Here is an 18,741-nt window from a genome sequence, read left to right as displayed (position 1 = left end):
TTCATACTTCGCTTGCACTGCTGGCGGTGCAACAATTGAAACGTTAAAGGCTTATGTGGAGAGTCAGGCGACCCCAGATTAAGCCGCTATCGCGTCTTACGCCTTATATCCCCGCCCGATGAGGGCGAGGGGTTACGGCGAAATTGCTAAAATTTAGGTAGATCATTGGGAGATATTTCTGAGGGAGATATTTTTTGGTTTTCTTCAGTTAGTTAAGAGAGTAAAACAGTAAGTTGTGATCAAAACAACACTCATAACGCGTCTTGAGCGGTTATAGTATAAACATCGAATCATGGTGTTTAATGCTGCCAATACATTCAATCGACGTTATGGAAGGAGTTCTTATGGCCTATAAACATATTCTTGTTGCGGTTGATTTATCTCCAGAAAGTCAGGTTTTGGTGGAGAAAGCTGTGTCAATGGCGAAACCGTACAATGCCAAGGTTTCCCTGATCCATGTTGATGTTAATTACTCTGATCTTTATACCGGTCTGATTGACGTTAATCTTGGTGATATGCAGGAGCGTATTGCGGATGAAACCCGTAATTCCCTGAAAGAGCTATCTACCCGCGCAGGTTACCCTGTTCAGGAAACGTTGAGCGGTAGCGGTGATTTAGCACAAGTCCTTGTTGATGCTATTAAACAATATGACATGGATTTGGTTGTGTGTGGTCACCATCAGGATTTTTGGAGCAAGTTAATGTCTTCAGCTCGCCAGCTTATTAACACTGTTCATGTTGATATGTTGATCGTACCTTTGCGTGATGAAGAATAATCTTCGGCTGAAAATTTATTCTATAAAATCGCCTGCTTATGCAGGCGATTTTTTTGCCCATGAAAAAGATGATGAAACTGGTTTAGAAATTGTCAAAGATATTTTTATGGAAATCAATAAAAAATAGTTGTTGAAATTTAAGCATAAGATAGTGCTATATTCAGAAAGCAAACCGTAGTTACCTCACATTTTCGACAAAAAATAATATGGAAAATGGCTAGGGGTCATCACTTCTGAATGACAAAAAGGAAGCCCTAAATGAATGTTGCATCATCTTTAATCTCATTTCTCGATTCGATTCAGTACCAAAACCCGCATCAACCGGAATATCTACAGGCAGTACGAGAAGTGTCGACCTCTCTCTGGCCTTTTCTTGAACAAAACCCGCAATACTGTGAGCAAGGATTATTAGAGCGTTTGGTCGAACCGGAAAGAGTAATTCAATTCCGCGTTTGTTGGGTTGATGATCAAGGCAAAGTACAGGTTAACCGAGCGTGGAGAGTTCAGTTCAGTTCCGCCATCGGGCCATTCAAGGGAGGGATGCGTTTTCATCCTTCTGTTAACCTTTCCATCCTGAAGTTTCTGGGGTTTGAACAGACGCTAAAAAATGCGCTGACAACGTTGCCAATGGGAGGCGGAAAAGGTGGTTCGGATTTTGATCCCAAAGGAAAAAGTCACGGTGAAATCATGCGTTTCTGTCAGGCATTGATGACAGAGCTTTTCCGTCATTTAGGGCCTGATACTGATGTGCCTGCGGGAGACATTGGTGTAGGAAACCGTGAAGTGGGCTTTATGGCAGGCATGATGAAAAAATTGTCCAACAATACAGCATGTGTTTTCACGGGGAAGGGACTTTCTTTCGGGGGCAGTTTGATCCGCCCTGAAGCCACCGGATATGGGCTGGTTTATTTTACCCATGAGATGCTAAAACGGCATGGAATGGGGCTTGAAGGGATGCGGGTTTCTGTATCTGGTGCAGGAAATGTCGCCCAATATACTATCGAAAAATGTATGGAACTGGGTGCAAAAGTCATTACAGCCTCGGATTCGGGGGGAACCGTATTGGATGAGGAAGGTTTTACGCCGGAAAAACTGGCTCATCTTGAAGAGATCAAAAACCAGCGTTATGGTCGCGTAGCAGAATATGCCAAAGAGCGTGGATTGATCTTTCTTAAGAGACAGGATCCGTGGTCAATCCCTGTGGATATTGCCCTGCCTTGTGCGACTCAGAATGAATTGGATCTTGAAGCAGCAAAGACACTGATTAAAAATGGCGTGAAAGCGGTCGCGGAAGGCGCCAATATGCCTGCGACAATTGCGGCGACTGATGCTTTCTTTGAAGCCGGTATTTTGTTTGCACCGGGTAAGGCTGCCAATGCCGGTGGCGTGGCAACGTCTGGACTGGAGATGGCGCAAAACGCAGCCCGCCTGAGTTGGAAAGCGGAGAAAGTGGATATTCGCTTGCATCACATTATGCTCGATATTCATCAAGCTTGCGTAGAATATGGCGGAGAAGATAAACAGACCAACTACGTACAAGGTGCAAACATTGCTGGTTTTGTCAAAGTCGCGGATGCGATGTTATCGCAGGGGGTTGTGTAATTTAGTCATTGCGTAACTCGTTTTTTTAGGTTGGAATGTATACTCAGCTAATTCTGTTATAACTTCCGACCCAAAGCCGGGTTGGTTACAGTCTTTGAATGTTTATCTGGAGATATTTTCATTGCTCAACATTGAGAAATATAGATATGCCATGTGGTTATACCATCCGAAGAAAGTCTGCCCATAAACTTATGTAGTGATCAATGAATACCGGATAGCTTTTTAGCCTCTTCCCACCCTTTTTCATATGATACTGGACAAATTATGGCGATCACAGGAGTACGTAAAATAGGGTAATAAATTGATTAATAGTGATTTTTTTACAAAAGCAATAATATACCCCCTTAAATATCCCCATAAGATTTCATCTTGATTTGTTTATATTATACACAAAGCAATTGTATAATCATGCTCGTAATTTAGGAGCTATACAGCCATGAGAAATGAATGATATTGAATGTTGCTGTATCTCACGGCCGGGGTATGAAGTTATTTGGCAGTGTTATCGCGAACTTTGTGTTCAACAAGATTACCGTTCATATCAAAATATGGCTGCCGCCACTCTGACGGGTAAAAAATTTTAATTCCTTAATCAATCGGCTCATCGGCTTCTCCTTACTTAACCTTTCAACATGCGGTCTCCGGCGCGCGACAGTACGGACAAAACAGGAAATACTGGCTTTGCCCTTGACGGATATCTGTACGCCAGAGTGAACGCTTGTTGAGGTAATTGCGGGGTATCGGTTGAGTACGCTGTACTGCCGCCTGAATTAACAGGTTATCCCAACTGGCAAAAAGCCAGCCTCGATATCGTCAGGTTGCTCTTTTGCTGCGGCATCACTTTCAGCGGTAAACCCGCAAAAAGTGACGGCTTAACTCCGCAAACGGTCAGCAAAAGTGGTACGAGCGTTGAAATGCCAGCAGGCACAGCAAACGCTGCAAGGTGAAGTGTCAAACAGCAGTCATGAGTTAATTATTTGGATGCAGAAAAGTTATCTGCTGAATATTTCAAACAGAGATCGTAGAAGTATAAATGTTGTGTATGAGAATAATTTTATAGTCTGACGTGAACTGCATGATTCAATGCTCAATGCACTTAGTTGACAGTATAAAAACACCCTTTTGGAGTATTTTTTAGTTTAAAAAACCTTCATTGTTAGACAAGGGGTTTATGTCTGACAATATCTGCTTCCAAAGGTGCGCAGATGTTCCGCAATACTTGCTCTCCCTTTCAGGCTACGGGAATTTTTCTAGCCGCTCCAACACTCTTAGACTATTGGAAGCTATTTAACAGCGTTTAATCACCCCTAGATTAACTAATTCTTTAATAACCATCAATGATAAGTAACACATCAAATCCGCAACTGGCATCTCAAACTTTCAACAGCTAATTTTATAGCGTCTTCCTGTGGTTTTTGTGAACCCCATTCTTCCCAAAAATTTCTGGTTGCACTGTCTGGTTTAACTTTCGGAGAATCAAGCTTAATGCGAGTAGGCAATAGTACTGCATCCCCTAAAATAAGTGCTTCGCCCGTATCCAGTAACGGTAAAATACTAGTAAGCCCAGCCAAAGAATCTGGCATAAGTCGCTTGATTACTGTTTGATCTGTTTCATTTGTCAGACGGAGTGCCAAAAAATTGTTACATTGGCTAAGAATGGTTCGGCTTATATCAGAAGGCCGTTGACTCACAACCAACAGTGAAAAACCGTATTTCCGCCCTTCCTTAGCTATACGTTCGAATGCTCCCAATGCTTGCCGTTGCACTGAATCAGCATCATCACGTATTGGTAAATAAAGGTGTGCTTCATCGCATAATAATGTAACTGGTGTACGTGATTTTGGGTTTATCCAAAATTGAACATCATAGAGCAATCGCGCCAAAGTTCCCGTAACAACTGGCAATACATCGGATGGCACTTCTGAAAAATCAATAATCTTAATTCCTGAACTACCTACTGAAGTTAACAATCTTATGGCTTGATTAGCTAGCCAGGTATATTCCATGGCAGCCAAGGGGGGTGAAAACATAAATCCGTATCGGCGATCATCAAGTTTGGCCTCCAAACGTGATAAAAACCTAGAGAGTTTTCCTTCCCAATCACCTTTTACTGGAGAACCTTTTTCATTAACACCTTTAGTTATATTATCCAGTGTCAAAAGCTCAATAAGTTTCTTTATGTCATAAGGAATAGGAGAATCTACTGTAAATGTTTTCTTAACCTCCTCTTGATTCTCAATATTGAGAGTTTCACCTTTAAGTGCGCGGACATGTGATGTAAAGCGAGAAGCCTGATTTGGTGCATTTTGATCCGAGCGATCAAGAATCATTGACAGCATTTCATCACGATTTAAAAGCCAGTAAGGCAAAAATAACACTTCATCACTAGGGTTTTCTAAATCACCAGGCCCTGCGATACGAAACCGCTGAGCAAAACCTTCCTCTGATTTATCAGTGAGAGGTGCATATTCACCATGCATATCGAATACAATGATATTTGGATAGTTCAGTTTAGCTGCCCTTTCTAATATAAGGGCAACGGCCCAACTTTTACCTGAGCCCGTGCTACCTAAAATGGCGGCATGTCTTTGAAAAAACTTGTCACCACTAGCTATAGCATCAACCGCTTTGTCTGCAACAAATTTACCTAGTTTTAACCTCTCATTTTCAGAAAATCCTGCGCCTAAAATTCCCATAAAACGCTGTAAGTTATTTCCTTCAATGACAAAGCATTCTTTCTCTATTTGTGGAAAACTATCTGCTCCTCGTTTAAAAGTATTTATTTTTACTCCTTCAACGGTGCGGTACGTGCCAATTAATATCGCTTGTATCAAATCATCAGGAACAGTTTCTAAAAAACCTTCATTACCATCCATATCTTCAAAACGTGGCAACTCTTCACGCATACTACGAGTTACGCGCTCAACCATAGCAATAAGATATTCTCTTTCTGTAGCACCGCGTATCGCAAGCAATTGACCAATTCGGATACGGGTAAGAATAGCGGCGTCTGTTACATCAATAGCTACACGACTAGTATCAACGGAAACAATCTCACCAATCTTATCGTTGTTAACAAATCGGAGTGCTGTTTCTAGCATGGCTCAAACACCTCTTTAATAAAGATATTAAGATCCCAAAGAGCAAGGTCTGGTATAAAAATTTCTTCTTTTCGAAAGAAAATTAATGAACCAGTCTTACTTTTAATTTTTGTATATTGGATTGCAATCACATTTTCTTGTTCACGAGCAAGAGTCAGAGCTTTCTGTGAGAGGGTATGTGTAAGAAGGAGAGTCGGAATTCCACGCCTGATTTGAGGTATTAAATGTGTCTCAAGATGAGCATCATTAAACCCATATCCAATTATCAAGAAACTCTTCGCATCATCAATCGCACTATTTGCTCGTTCACGATGTTTATCAAACGGACTTTCATAGCCATTACGAAATTTATTCAAACCAGGAGTAATTATCAATCTTGGTAAATCAAGATCTCCAGAATATCGAACAGGTTTGCCACCACGGTCATACCAATCAAGACTACCATGTGGTTTAAATATACTTGCTCGCTCTCTAAATACATACTTAACACCTTTCCTACCTTGACTAGAAAGGACATCACGACAGAAACTCAATTTACTTTCACGTTCGTTCAAACTTCCAGCGAAATTACCTACAAAAAGTGTGTCAACTCCCCAACCTGCTTCCTCGACAGCAATTTCAATCAATCGATCGTAATTAGTTGTCACAATAGGAAGACCATCACTTGGCTTAATGAGGTGTTTCAATAAGCGAGTAAAACTAAGGATACGAGCCCTAGAAAAAACTTCAGCTATAACTTTACTTTCATCCGCCAAAATTAATTCTGCTGTTTTTGCAACGATAGCTTCTTCTAGATTAGGAGACAGGGGCTTAGATAATAGAGCTTCTTCTAAGCCATTCTCTCTGATTAAAGGAGATAACTGAGACCAGAAGGCCTTGTCATCATCAGAAAGAATGTCATCGATAGTATTCTGAAGGTAATCTGCTAAAGCACTCATACCAGAGATTCCTTCAGCACATGACAAACCAGAACCAATTATAATGACCAATCCATCAGTGAAATGATTCTGAAGCTCCAATTTCAACTCATGAAGATCCAAATGCCCTCCCAGTTTATCACTTAAAAGCATATTATTATCAATAAAGATCAAGTGAAAATAATCAGATACAAATAAATCAAAGGAAATAGTCAATAACAGTACATAACCTTTTTCAGTCCTAGATATACACTCATAGAAAATTTTGTCTTATAAAATCAGTTTATTACGAATGTGACCATAAATACTCCTAATAAAAAACAAGTATCTAAGAAGAAGAGTTACTTAATAGGCACATCAAAAATCTTAATAAGCTGACATGCTACGTTTTTATCTATTTATTTAATATTTATAATTTTTTCTTTCAAGAGAAGCCAATCTTTCTCAAAATATTTTCGTAAAAATCTCAATTCAAACTTTGTTTTTATTTTCTTTACCATACCTTCTATTTCTTGTTTTTTTCGAAAATTATGAATATCTTCCCAAAGTTGTTCGCGATCAAAAAAAGTCCAAGTAGTAGGTGCAGGGGTTAGTCCGTTGGAATAACACACTGGTGCAACCCACTCGAAAAAAACCATTTCTACATGTTCAAGCGGGAAGTGTTTTGCTACAGAAGCAATATACTCATAGTCAACCTCATTATCTACAAAAATATAAGATAACGCTTCGCACAAATCTATATCAGCTACTTTATTGCCCAACGGGTAAATTCCTCTATTTCTTCATCTAAACTATCAGCAACCACCGAACCAACAATAGCTCCAGCCGCGCTTCCCACTAACATCAAAACGACAGCACAAACAGGAGCACCTGGGCCACATACCGGAGATACATATAAACCTGCAATGGCTCCACCGGCAGCACCACCACCAATTTGTATACCTTGCTTGATTGCCTCTTTAGGTTTATTTTCAGCATTTATTATTTCATGTGTTGCTAATACTGCCGTGAAGATAACTCCTACTTTCCCAATAATCTTTAATCGTTTGTTTGCTGTTGTGAATTTAGGGTTATCTCTCGAGGATGCTTCTATAATCTCATAGTAAATTGCACTTCTTTGATCTGGTGTCAGACCGCTAAATACTTTTCCAAATTTTTTCTGAGAATATTTATCAATAATATTTTCAAAAGATGGTGGTGTTTTTTTATGTCTCTCAGCAAAAGCCAATCCCTGCGCTGATGTGAATTTTCTATGTTCAGCCATAATTTTATTGCGCATTTCATAACAAAACTCAGCAGCTTTTTTTACTGATATTTTTTTGGCACTAACCATATCTTTCACTTCAGAAACTACTCTTTTAATATTTGAAGTATAGCTTTGTCTGACATTGGCATCATTATTACATCAAGAGAAAATTTAATAGAATCGCCTTCTAAGGCGGCAACCGCTTTATCTAAAATTGGATCATCGATAGGATGTTCTTGTGTCCCTGAAAATGTTCCTTCAATAAGTTCATATTCCATAATTTCACCCCATGATCTTGCTTAATAAGATTTCTGTTAAACTTTGTGAAGAACTTTCTTTTTCAAAATTTTCTATTTCCAATTTCACACACTTATTTCCTGTTATTGATGAGAACTTAACCTTATTTTGTTTATTAAATTCACCATTAAGAACAGAGCCATCATCAAGAGTCACAAGGCATTTAATTCCACAATAATCGATATCATCAGAGATACTGAAACCAATCCATTTTTCTGTTTCTACTGGCGGCTCGGATAAATGCTTTGATAAATCGCCAAGTGGAAAATTAGAAAATCCCGAAAGTAATGGCTTTTCCTCTTCACGCCCCTGTAACTGAGAAATTGCGTAGCCTGTTGTCCCGGCAGCACGATGCGTGCATGAAATGGATTTGTAATCGAGCATCATCGTTTCATTAGGTATCTGGTCATTATCATTTATCGAGTGGGGGTAATGACAAGAGAAATCAACAATCGTTGCTCCTGTCAGTTTAATTTCATAAAAAAACTCCAGTTGACCGGCTTGGCTGGTGCGGTAACACTTAAAAACCGCATCTAATAATTCGTTACCATCGATCGCCATCGCTAGCAATGGAGAAGATTTATCAATAGGCTTAGTAAAGCTGACTGGGCGATGATTGACGTTCTGATCTCGGCTCATCATATGGCTAAGATTCAATACCTGTATTTCATCTTCCCGTTCTGCCTGATAGCGATTACCTATCGACTCCAGAGTCGAGCATCCCGCCGATATTAAACCTTGTTTCTTTCCTTTCAACGACAAATAAATGATATATGACATACTTGTCTCCAATTGCATGATATCCAATTGATGCACAAAAACACATCAGTGAAACAAGATACAACAATAATACTTACTCATTCCAGTGTGTATAAAAATACAACGGTAAAATTGTGATTAACTTCTATACTTAAATAAAATCAGATGATTACCTAATTTAAATTTCATGTAGTGTAACCAATTAAAATCACACTGACGCGCTGCGCTTGTCTTCTCCGTGATATCGGGCTAATACATTAACCCGGTATCACGGAGAGCTGAAAGATCACCCGCCAGAAAAACCATTTTTATTTAACCCCTCCCTATTAAAGAATTAGGGATAAAACTATTCACCCTGTTCACCTTTAAATATTTTCATTTAAATTCATTCCGTTAAAGGGTGATGACTTGAAATTAAACTCATCACCACTCTTCACCCAACCCTTCACCTTCAAATCAAAAACAGGTGAACAGGAGTGAAGACTTGTGAACAGTTTTAAAATAACTGTTCACCCTACAATACCTTGATATATCTGGTTTAAATCATAGGGTGAACAGTAGTGAACACTTTTTATATTTTTCTGAAAAATGCGGAAGATAAAATAAAATTATCCTTCTGGCAGGCTATTCCTTGTCAGTTTCGGCAGCCATTTGATGGCTGTGTCGATATTCAGACTCACAGCAGGAATGCGGGTTGAGTAGGGTTGCTTGTGCTTCGGGTCAATGGCAACTTCATCTCCGCCAGTGATGGCCTTGATACCGGAGCCATCGCCCACATAGCGGGTTTGGTCAGGCAGGATAATCAGCGAATATCCCACAATCAACGCCCGATCCCGTTGAATTTCCAGCGCAGACATACTGGCGGAAACGGTATTGTCTTTGCCTGCCAGCATCGCGCAGATTTCAGCAAAAATGCTTTTACCATTGCCTCCGGCACCGGTGACTTCCAGAAACAACTGCCAGTCGTAACGGTTTGCCAGCACCATAAACAGCGCGGCCAGCACTCTCTCGTGATAGCTTCGAATGTGTTGTTTAGTTTGTGTTGGCTGGCTAATTTCTTTTGCTTTTTATCAATATTGGGATCTTGTCCCTATGCAATCAGTTTCTTGGCTTCCTCACGTTTCTTTCTTGCCTCAGCCTAAAGAAGTATCGGGATAAACACACAATGCAAGCAGCTTCTCTTTATGAGAGAAAGATGTTGCTGGACAAATTATGGCGGAAGATCACAGGAGTCGAACCTGCCGGGGATCGCTGGCGATCCCATCTGGATTTGAAGTCCAGCCGCCCCACCGGGGACGATGATCTTCCATTAAGGAAACTGATGAGGAGTGAGGATTATAGCGCGTCTCCTGAAACATCTAAACTCCTTCGTCACGTCACAGATCTCTGATATAAAAAGAGCGGAATTCTCAGCATAAAAGTGCGGTATTAGCATTGAACTCACGTTATCTTATCCCCATTTATTGTCAAGAATCCATTGGGATAATGGCTGGTCTCAGTACATATCCAACTACACATAAAAGGCGCTCATTATGACAAATCCGTTACTGACATTTTCTGCATTGCCTAAATTCTCTGCAATTGAACCGAAACATGTCGTGCCTGCTGTGAAAGAGACGTTAGCTAGTTACCGTCAGGTCATTGAAAATATTTTATCCCAACACTCGACTTTTACTTGGGATAATCTGTGCCAGCCCATCTCTGAAGAAAAAGATAAACTTTCTCGCGTATGGTCACCGGTTTCTCACCTTAATTCGGTCAAGAATAGTCCTGAGCTGCGCGAAGCTTATGAGCAAAGCCTGCCCCTGCTCTCCGAATTTGATACTTGGCTGGGACAGCACGAAGGGTTATATCAGGCGTATAAATCACTGAAAGCAAGTGATAATTTTGAGTCGATTTCCCAGCCACAGCGTAAGGCGGTTGAAAATACCTTACGTGATTTTGAATTGAGCGGTATTGGCTTGCCAGAAGAGAAACAGAAACGTTATGGTGAAATTACTGCCCGTTTATCTGAGCTGGGTTCGAAATTCGGCAATAATGTGCTGGATGCCACAATGGGATGGACCAAGCTGATTACTGATGAAAGCGATCTGGACGGCTTGCCTGAAAGTGCCAAGGCCGCAGCCAAAGTTGCCGCAGAAGCCAAAGATCAGAATGGCTGGCTCCTGACGCTGAATGCGCCAAGTTATCTGTCAGTCATGACTTATGCTGATGATTGCGACCTGCGCAAAGAAATGTATCACGCTTATACGACTCGTGCTTCCGATCAAGGGCCTGATGCTGGTAAATGGGATAACAGTGAAATCATGGCTGAAATCCTCGCGTTGCGCCATGAACTCTCTCAATTGCTGGGTTTCAAGAACTATGCTGAAAACTCCCTCGCCACCAAAATGGCTAAGACACCTCAGCAAGTGCTCGATTTTCTGAGCGATTTAACCAAACGCGCTCACCAGCAAGGTAAGGAAGAATTGGAAGAACTCGCTGATTTTGCTGAATCTCACTACTGGGTTGATGAGCTGGATGCATGGGATCTGGCGTATTACAGCGAGAAGCAGAAACAGCATGATTTCTCCATCAATGATGAAGAATTGCGACCATACTTCCCTGAACAACGTGTACTGGAAGGGCTGTTTGAAGTCGTTCGCCGTATTTATGGCATTACTGCCAAAGAGCGCCACGATGTAGATACATGGCATCCTGATGTACGTTTCTTTGAGTTGTATGATGATAAGCAGGAATTGCTCGGTAGTTTCTATTTGGATCTCTACGCCCGTGAAAATAAACGTGGCGGCGCATGGATGAACAATTATATCGACAGAATGCGCCACGCTTCCGGCGAGGTGCAAAATCCTATCGCTTATCTGATTTGTAACTTCAACAAACCAGTCGGTGACCAGCCTGCATTGTTTACACACGGTGAAGTCACAACACTGTTCCATGAGTTCGGGCACGGGTTGCACCAGATGCTGACCCAGATTGAAACTCTGGATGCTGCCGGTATCAATGGCGTACCGTGGGATGCGGTAGAGTGTCCAAGCCAGTTTATGGAAAACTGGTGTTGGGAGCCTGACGCGCTCGAGTTTATCTCCGGTCATTATGAAACGAAGGAACCGCTGCCGAAGGAAATGCTGGATAATATGCTGGCCGCCAAAAATTATCAGGCTGCTATGCGAATTCTGCGTCAACTTGAGTTTGGTCAGTTTGATTTCCGCCTGCACGTGGATTATGACCCGGCCAAGGGAGCACAAATTCTGGAAACGCTGCGCTCAGTGAAAAAATCCGTTTCTGTTGTACCATCCCCTGATTGGGGACGTTTCCCGCACTCCTTTAGTCATATCTTTAACGGCGGCTATGGCGCAGGCTACTACAGCTATCTGTGGGCTGATGTTCTGGCAGCAGATGCCTACTCCCGCTTCTCTGAAGAGGGAATTTTCAATCGCACCACAGGTCAATCATTCCTTGACAATATCTTGTCCCGTGGCGGCTCAGAAGATCCAATGGCGCTGTTTGTACGCTTCCGTGGCCGCGAACCAAAACTGGATGCTATGCTGAAGAGCTATGGCATTGGTGGATAATAACTTGTGAAAATTTGTTTGATTTGTGAAGAAGGCGCTGATAACAGCGCCTTATCGTTATTGGCTGAATGCTGGAATCTGGTTCATGATGAAAATTCAGTCATGGATTTGGTACTGACTCCCGAACGGCTGGAATTGCGTAAGCGCGATGAGCCGAAGCTGGGCGGGATTTATGTCGATTTTGTAGCGGGAACAATGGCACACCGCCGCCGCTTTGGTGGCGGTCGTGGCGAAGCGGTCGCCAAAGCTGTGGGTATCAAGAAAGATTATTTGCCCACTGTTGTGGATGCCACCGCCGGATTGGGACGGGATGCTTTTGTTCTGGCCAGTATTGGTTGTCAGGTCAGAATGCTGGAACGCAATCCTGTCGTGGCGGCATTGCTGGATAATGGCCTACAACGGGGCTATCAGGATGAAGAAATAGGTGGTTGGCTGAAAGAGCGCATGACGCTGATCCATGCTTCAAGTATTACAGCATTGACAGATATCACTCCGCCACCGGATGTTGTTTATCTTGATCCAATGTATCCGCATAAGCAAAAGAGTGCGTTGGTCAAAAAAGAGATGCGTGTTTTCCAATCGCTGGTGGGCGCCGATGAGGATGCGGATAGTTTACTGGAACCCGCTCGTGCTCTGGCAAAACGCAGGGTTGTGGTGAAAAGGCCTGATTATGCTGAACCACTGGCAAACGTTAAAGCCTCAGCCACAATTACAACCAAAAATCACCGCTTCGATATTTATCCCTATTGAACGTGTTTTTGTTAAAGGAATAAGCCCCACGTCCTGATGGGGTTTATTCGTATAAGAAAAGAAAATCTCCCCTTGAGCTTCTCATTTTTTCTAGCAAACCGGTTTCTCTATTGAATTATACAAAGTATCAAGTTGCTTAATGCGTTGGTGGTAACTTTGTATCAGACAAGCCGTGTCTCCTTTGCACTTCTGCCGTTGTTTCAGCCATGTTGTTTGGTTATCATACATTTCGCCTGATACCCCCATTGCAAATAATCCTCGCAGAAAGTGATATTTCACACTCATTTCCACATCCAGATCATTTAGTTTTGGGCTGGAGCAAATGGCTTTTTCATCAGGGGACTTGGCTTTGGCACAATCAAAACTGGCAGCAAAACTAAGCGGTGATAAGATAATTAATAGAAAAAATAAGTACTTCATTTAGTTCTCCTTATGAAGAGGAACGACAGGCCCCGGCCCAGTTTGCAACTTTGGTGGTACGACTTTTTCGTATGTGAATGACTGTGCTCAAAGGCTGACCTCCGGTGAAAGGCAGAAGCCTTTCATTAATCCCCAGGAGCATAGCTAACTATGTAACTGGGGTGAGTGAGCGCAGCCAACAAAGCTGCAACTTGAAAGACGACGGGTATAAATAATATTATTCTGAGGATATTAAATATATTGCTTCATAAGGTTTGATCTTACTTTCATTTTCGATACTCACAGAAGATTGATAGTTACTTATTAATACTTGCCAGTCTTTGTGTATGAGAGAAGACTCAGGTGACCACAGTTGTGTTTTATCACTAAGGTTTGCAATAACCAACAGAGTTTGATCCTGCCAGCGGCGTAAATAACACCATAATGACGGATGTTCTGGAAGCAGATCCTGATAATCACCGTATGTCAGAACAGGTTGCTGTTTCCTCAACCTGATTAAATCGTGATAGCAATAGAAGACCGAGTCTTTATCCTGCAATACAGCTTCAGCATTAATCTCAGGGTAATTACTGCAAGGTGTAATCCATGGTGTACCTGTGGTAAAACCGGCATTCGCTGAGCTATCCCACTGCATGGGAGTTCGGCTGTTATCACGAGATTTTTGCGCCAAAATTGCAAGAATCTCTTCTGACGGCATATCTTTTTCAATATGTTTTTGATACATATTCAGGCTTTCGATATCCCGATAGTCTTCAATGCGCGTAAAGTGTGGGTTGGTCATACCCAACTCTTCGCCTTGATAGATATACGGAGTACCCTGCATACCGTGTAACACCATTGCCAGCATTTTAGCGGATATTTTATGGTACTGGTGTTCATTGCCGAATCGGGAAACAATACGGGGCTGATCATGGTTGCACCAGAAGAGTGCGTTCCATGCTGTTTGATGCATCCCCTGCTGCCATGTTGAGAAAATCTTTTTCAGTTCAACATAATCAGGCTTTGCACGAGTCCATTTCTCTCCATTCGGATAGTCCACTTTCAGATGGTGAAAATTGAATGTCATGGATAATGACGTTCCATCCAATGCACTATAACGCTGGCAGTGTTCAAGGCTGGTAGAGGACATTTCACCAACTGTCATCAGCCCCTTCGGTTGAAAAACATCACGGCTCATTTCTTGCAGGAATTTATGTATCTGTGGGCCATCAGTATAGAATCGACGACCATCTCCGCGATCATCATCAGGATAATCCTGTTGTTTTGACACAAGATTAACGACATCCAATCGTAAGCCATCCACTCCGCGATCACCCCAGAATTCGCAGATTTTTTTCAATTCGGCGCGGACGGGTTCATGTTCCCAGTTTAAATCGGCTTGCTCTACTGCGAACAGATGAAGGTAATACTGTTCGCTCTCTGCATGCCATTGCCACGCATTACCGCCAAACTTGGATTGCCAGTTATTGGGCAAGGAATTCTCAGCACCATCCCGCCAGATATAAAACTGGCGGTAAGGGCTATGAATATCCTGAGCAGCCTGAAACCAGGGATGTTGAGTTGATGTATGGTTGAAAACCATATCTAAAATGATGCGAATACCACGTTGATGGGCGTTTTGCACCAGATTATCAAAGTCTTTCATGGAGCCGTAATCAGGGTTAATGGCACAGTAATCGGCAACATCATAGCCATTATCAACTTGCGGAGACGGATAAATAGGGGTTATCCAAATAGCCTCAACACCGAGGTGCTGTAAATAATCCAGCCGTTGGGTGATCCCATTGATATCTCCTGTGCCTTTTCCGGTACTGTCCTGAAAACTTTTTGGATAAATCTGGTAAATAACGCTATCCATCCACCACGGTTTTTGTTCGGTCATAACTATACCTATACACCTATTACCTATTAATTTAATATTTTTGCTAATTTATTGAATTTAATAAATTAATTAGTTATTTCGCCGATCAGGGCAGCTTTACGTTCATTTCTGCGATAAGCCAGAATGGTCAGCACTGATGGCACAACGATTGCGATAAGCATGGCAACCAGATAAACCATCCAGAATTGAGGCTTGATGGAAAGAATGCCCGGTATTCCACCAACACCGATGCCATTGGCAGTCACATGGTTGAGACCACAAACCAGCCCAGCCAGACCAGCGCCAATCATTGAGCAGAACATCGGATAACGGTATTTCAGGTTGATACCATACATAGCAGGCTCAGTCACTCCGAGGTAGGCTGAGATCGCCGCAGGGATGGAAACTTCGCGTTCTTTCTGTTTCTTGCTTGCCCAGATAATACCGACAACGGCTGAACCTTGGGCAATATTGGATAGCGCAATAATAGGCCAGATCGGTGTTCCGCCAGTACTCTGGATCATTTGCAGATCGATTGCCAGAGTAGTTTGGTGTACACCTGTAATAACCAGCGGAGCATAGAAGAAACCGAACAGAGCGGCACCGATGGGAGCAAAACTACCTGTCATCAGCCCTTTCACTGCCCAGGCGACACCATCACCAATAGTGCGTCCGGCAGGGCCTATCAGAGCATGGGCAAGGAAAACTGCTAATAGCAGAGAAGTGACAGGGACAATAACTAAATAGAGGTAATCCGGTACCCATTTTTTCAGACGCGTTTCAATCCATCCCAACGTCAGGCCCGCCAATAAGGAAGGAATGACTTGCGCTTGATAGCCGACTTTGGAGATAGTAAACCAGCCAAAATTCCAGACATCGGGGACTTGCTGTCCAAGCAGGTAAGCATTCATCAATTGCGGGGAAACCAGAGTAATCCCCAGAATAATCCCCAGAATGGGAGTTCCGCCCATTTTTTTAACGGCAGACCAACAGATACCCACAGGGAGGTAGAGGAATATTGCTTCACCGATCAACCAGAGGAAATCATAGATGCTTTGCCAGACAGGGTAGAGTTGTGCGAGCGATTTACCATCACTGAATGGGATATCCCCGATAAGATTACGAAAACCGAGAATTAAACCACCACTGATAAGGGCAGGTAATAGCGGGAAAAAGATTTCGGCAAAATGTGAAATTGCATTTTCATACCATTTCATATTTTGCCGAGCTGCCTGTTTAACTTCCTCTTTATTAACAGATTGTTTCCCTGTAGTTTCAAGCAGAGCTTTATAGTAGACATCCACATTAGTCCCAATAACCACCTGAAATTGCCCGGCATTGGTGAAACAACCCTTGACCATAGGGAGTTCTTCAATAGCTTTAGTATCAGCGTCTTCTGGCACATTAAGAACGAATCTGAGGCGGGTAATGCAATGGCTGACAGAAGCGATATTTTCTTTTCCGCCAATCAGGGTGATAAGTTTATCAACATCCTTTTGATTTATTTGTTTTTTCTTCATGCCTTTTCTCCTTGGTATGGCCGGAGTCATAAATAATGGAGGTTTTAGGTTAACAATGCGATTAACAGAATGATTAATCTCATGATGAGATAATAAATAGACTGAAGTAATGGCAGATTCATCCTAGTCAGATTTGACACTTTTTAATATAAAAATATTTTTTGTTTGAGTTTTGGATCACACTTTATTCCACGCAATTGAAATTAAAAGAACTCTTATATTTGTAATTGTTATTAATTACATTATTTTTGATTTACCATGAAATTAATAGTCTGGGGTTATAAGTCCATGACATCTAAAGGTGATTGTTTATTTTTGTCAGATATATTTTTAAGTGATTCTTCAGTTGCAGCTTTGTTGGCTGCAACTTGAAAGATGACGGGTATATTTCTATTAATCTAGAAATAGAACTCAGATCCGATTGTACTGTCATTACCGGACACGAAAAATAATTAGTGCGTTACAAGATTAATAAAAATTTGTGCCCCAACCAACATGCAGTCATCGTCAACAAAATAAGGATTCGAGTGCAGATAGTTACTGATTCCTTTTTCTTTATTACCGCTGCCGAGCATGAACATTGCACCGATGCGATCTTTAGTGGCGTTAATCATATAACTGAAATCTTCACTGGCAGTTATAGGGCTACTATTTGGGTTAATATTTTCGTCTGGCAAGAATTTGCTTGCTGCCTCCAGAATACGCTGGTGTGCATAAGGGTGGTTTTCCACTGGGGGATAACCGGCATAGGTGATTGCGGTTTTAAATCCTCCCTCCTTGCTGCGGGCAAGAATTTCTTGAAAACTATTTTTTAGGATTTTATGTGTTTCTTTATCCACTGCACGGATAGTTCCCTTAGCATGAACGTGGTCGGCGACAGCATTGGAGACGGTTCCCCCTTTGATCACCCCGCAACTGAGTACCGCAGGACAGAAAGGGCTTGTTTTCTTGGCAACGATATAATCCATGTAATCAAGGATACGACCGACTTCACGGATGGCATCTAATCCATTCTGGGGGGTTGAGGCATGGGCGGAAACACCGTATACATCCAATGTCCATGCTGTTCCCCATGAGGACATGATTCCTGCACTTAAAGCGATACGTCCGGTTTCCTGCATTGCGTTATTATGCAGTGCATAGACTTCACTGACTCCTTCCATACAACCCAGTTCGACCATTTTATCCGCTCCGGGAACGTATACATCTTCTTCGGCCATTTGGAAGATAAAACGTACGTTGGCATCCATCTCATCTTGATGTTGTGATAAATAGTTGGCGGCAGTCAGAGCGGCAGTCATATGGACATCATGACCACAGTTATGGGCGCGACCTGGATGTATAGAGGTATACTCATTGTTGGTCATATCAGACATAGCAAGAGCGTCCATATCGGCGCGTAATGCTATCAGCGGTTTTTCCGGATCAATGATTAAGTCAGCAATAAAACCGGTATAGCCTTCATACGTTTTGATGGTGTAACCAAAATTACGCATTAAATTATGGCAATACTGAGATGTTTTAAATTCCTGACCCGATAATTCAGGAATTCTATGTAAGTATTGCCGTGTTTTTTTACTGAATTCGTTTAATGCGAACAGTTTTTCACTTATGTTATATTTATTCTCGTTCATAGATTACTCCCTTTTATACTGAATATAATTTGAGTAAAGGTTTCTCCATATTTCGAATTTATTACACATCAATTCATCCGGAAATATTATGCCAATGATCACTGTAAATAATAGATAAGTTCAGTATAGTAGCAAGGCCAATTTTTATATCTCGCTTGACAACAATATACTGATAAATAATATTAGAACTTGGATTCGCCTAATAAGTGCAATTTCTAAGAAAGGCGGTCAGTTGCTATAGTAGGCATCTTTCTCGCCAAAGGAAAATGCGCTATGGCCTATA

General features: G+C 41.9%; 15 protein-coding genes, 1 tRNA gene and 2 pseudogenes. 5 read left to right on the top strand and 13 right to left on the bottom strand.

Going from position 1 to position 18,741, the window contains the following annotated elements; translation table 11 throughout:
• The 3 genes and pseudogenes from BM329_RS12925 to gdhA all read left to right on the top strand — a co-directional run.
• Positions 1–82: pseudogene (locus tag BM329_RS12925) on the top strand (IS200/IS605 family transposase); the annotation flags it as partial.
• Between the two features lie 262 nt (positions 83–344).
• Positions 345–776, top strand: a complete 432-nt coding sequence (gene uspA / locus BM329_RS12920; RefSeq protein WP_092553860.1) for a universal stress protein UspA — start codon at positions 345–347, stop codon at positions 774–776.
• A 258-nt stretch (positions 777–1,034) separates the two neighbouring features.
• Entirely contained in the window at positions 1,035–2,378 is a 1,344-nt protein-coding gene (gdhA, locus tag BM329_RS12915; protein ID WP_092553857.1) for an NADP-specific glutamate dehydrogenase, read from the top strand.
• A gap of 778 nt (positions 2,379–3,156) precedes the next feature.
• Here the strand turns inward: gdhA and BM329_RS14755 are convergent.
• The 9 genes and pseudogenes from BM329_RS14755 to BM329_RS14750 all read right to left on the bottom strand — a co-directional run bounded on the left by BM329_RS14755 (position 3,157) and on the right by BM329_RS14750 (position 10,006).
• Positions 3,157–3,333, bottom strand: a complete 177-nt coding sequence (locus tag BM329_RS14755; RefSeq protein WP_177216266.1) for a hypothetical protein — start codon at positions 3,331–3,333, stop codon at positions 3,157–3,159.
• A gap of 397 nt (positions 3,334–3,730) precedes the next feature.
• Positions 3,731–5,479: an ATP-binding protein gene (locus BM329_RS12910; protein ID WP_092553854.1), complete on the bottom strand. Its 1,749-nt coding sequence runs from the start codon at positions 5,477–5,479 to the stop codon at positions 3,731–3,733.
• On the bottom strand, positions 5,473–6,612 hold the full coding sequence (locus BM329_RS12905; RefSeq protein WP_218153280.1) for an SIR2 family protein: 1,140 nt from the start codon (positions 6,610–6,612) through the stop codon (positions 5,473–5,475). Before BM329_RS12905 ends, BM329_RS12910 begins: the two co-directional genes overlap by 7 nt.
• 182 nt (positions 6,613–6,794) lie before the next feature.
• On the bottom strand, positions 6,795–7,157 hold the full coding sequence (locus BM329_RS12900; protein ID WP_092553851.1) for a DUF7079 family protein: 363 nt from the start codon (positions 7,155–7,157) through the stop codon (positions 6,795–6,797).
• Positions 7,142–7,738 (bottom strand): gluconate 2-dehydrogenase subunit 3 family protein, encoded by a 597-nt coding sequence (locus BM329_RS12895; RefSeq protein WP_245759089.1) that lies wholly within the window; start codon positions 7,736–7,738, stop codon positions 7,142–7,144. Before BM329_RS12895 ends, BM329_RS12900 begins: the two co-directional genes overlap by 16 nt.
• A gap of 8 nt (positions 7,739–7,746) precedes the next feature.
• Positions 7,747–7,920 carry a hypothetical protein gene (locus tag BM329_RS15115; RefSeq protein WP_245759088.1) on the bottom strand — a complete coding sequence of 58 codons (174 nt, stop codon included), beginning with the start codon at positions 7,918–7,920 and terminating at the stop codon, positions 7,747–7,749.
• Between the two features lie 4 nt (positions 7,921–7,924).
• Positions 7,925–8,719, bottom strand: coding sequence for an Hcp family type VI secretion system effector (locus BM329_RS15110; RefSeq protein WP_245759087.1), 795 nt, complete (start codon positions 8,717–8,719; stop codon positions 7,925–7,927).
• Between the two features lie 641 nt (positions 8,720–9,360).
• A pseudogene (locus BM329_RS12885) lies at positions 9,361–9,708 on the bottom strand (DUF5906 domain-containing protein); the annotation flags it as partial.
• Positions 9,709–9,911: 203 nt separating this feature from the next.
• Positions 9,912–10,006: transfer RNA gene (locus tag BM329_RS14750), tRNA-Sec, on the bottom strand.
• Between the two features lie 224 nt (positions 10,007–10,230).
• Here BM329_RS14750 and prlC point away from each other — a divergent pair.
• Positions 10,231–12,273, top strand: coding sequence for an oligopeptidase A (gene prlC / locus BM329_RS12875; protein WP_092553848.1), 2,043 nt, complete (start codon positions 10,231–10,233; stop codon positions 12,271–12,273).
• Positions 12,274–12,279: 6 nt separating this feature from the next.
• Positions 12,280–13,023, top strand: a complete 744-nt coding sequence (gene rsmJ, locus BM329_RS12870) for a 16S rRNA (guanine(1516)-N(2))-methyltransferase RsmJ (RefSeq protein WP_092553845.1) — start codon at positions 12,280–12,282, stop codon at positions 13,021–13,023.
• A gap of 90 nt (positions 13,024–13,113) precedes the next feature.
• Here rsmJ and BM329_RS12865 read toward each other — a convergent pair whose 3' ends face one another.
• The 4 genes from BM329_RS12865 to BM329_RS12850 all read right to left on the bottom strand — a co-directional run bounded on the left by BM329_RS12865 (position 13,114) and on the right by BM329_RS12850 (position 18,458).
• Entirely contained in the window at positions 13,114–13,443 is a 330-nt protein-coding gene (locus BM329_RS12865; RefSeq protein WP_092553842.1) for a lysozyme inhibitor LprI family protein, read from the bottom strand.
• Between the two features lie 217 nt (positions 13,444–13,660).
• The gene (gene treC / locus BM329_RS12860) at positions 13,661–15,325 is read right to left on the bottom strand and encodes an alpha,alpha-phosphotrehalase (RefSeq protein WP_092553839.1); all 1,665 of its coding nucleotides are present in this window, start codon (positions 15,323–15,325) and stop codon (positions 13,661–13,663) included.
• A 65-nt stretch (positions 15,326–15,390) separates the two neighbouring features.
• On the bottom strand, positions 15,391–16,824 hold the full coding sequence (treB, locus tag BM329_RS12855) for a PTS trehalose transporter subunit IIBC (RefSeq protein WP_092553836.1): 1,434 nt from the start codon (positions 16,822–16,824) through the stop codon (positions 15,391–15,393).
• Positions 16,825–17,276: 452 nt separating this feature from the next.
• Positions 17,277–18,458 carry a M20 metallopeptidase family protein gene (locus BM329_RS12850; protein WP_092553833.1) on the bottom strand — a complete coding sequence of 394 codons (1,182 nt, stop codon included), beginning with the start codon at positions 18,456–18,458 and terminating at the stop codon, positions 17,277–17,279.
• Positions 18,459–18,741 lie beyond the last annotated feature (283 nt).

Source organism: Xenorhabdus koppenhoeferi, from assembly GCF_900116635.1.
In the GTDB taxonomy this organism is placed as follows: Bacteria; Pseudomonadota; Gammaproteobacteria; order Enterobacterales; family Enterobacteriaceae; genus Xenorhabdus; species Xenorhabdus koppenhoeferi.
Note: the sequence above shows the minus strand (reverse complement) of the source record. Positions and strands in the feature narration are given on the sequence as shown.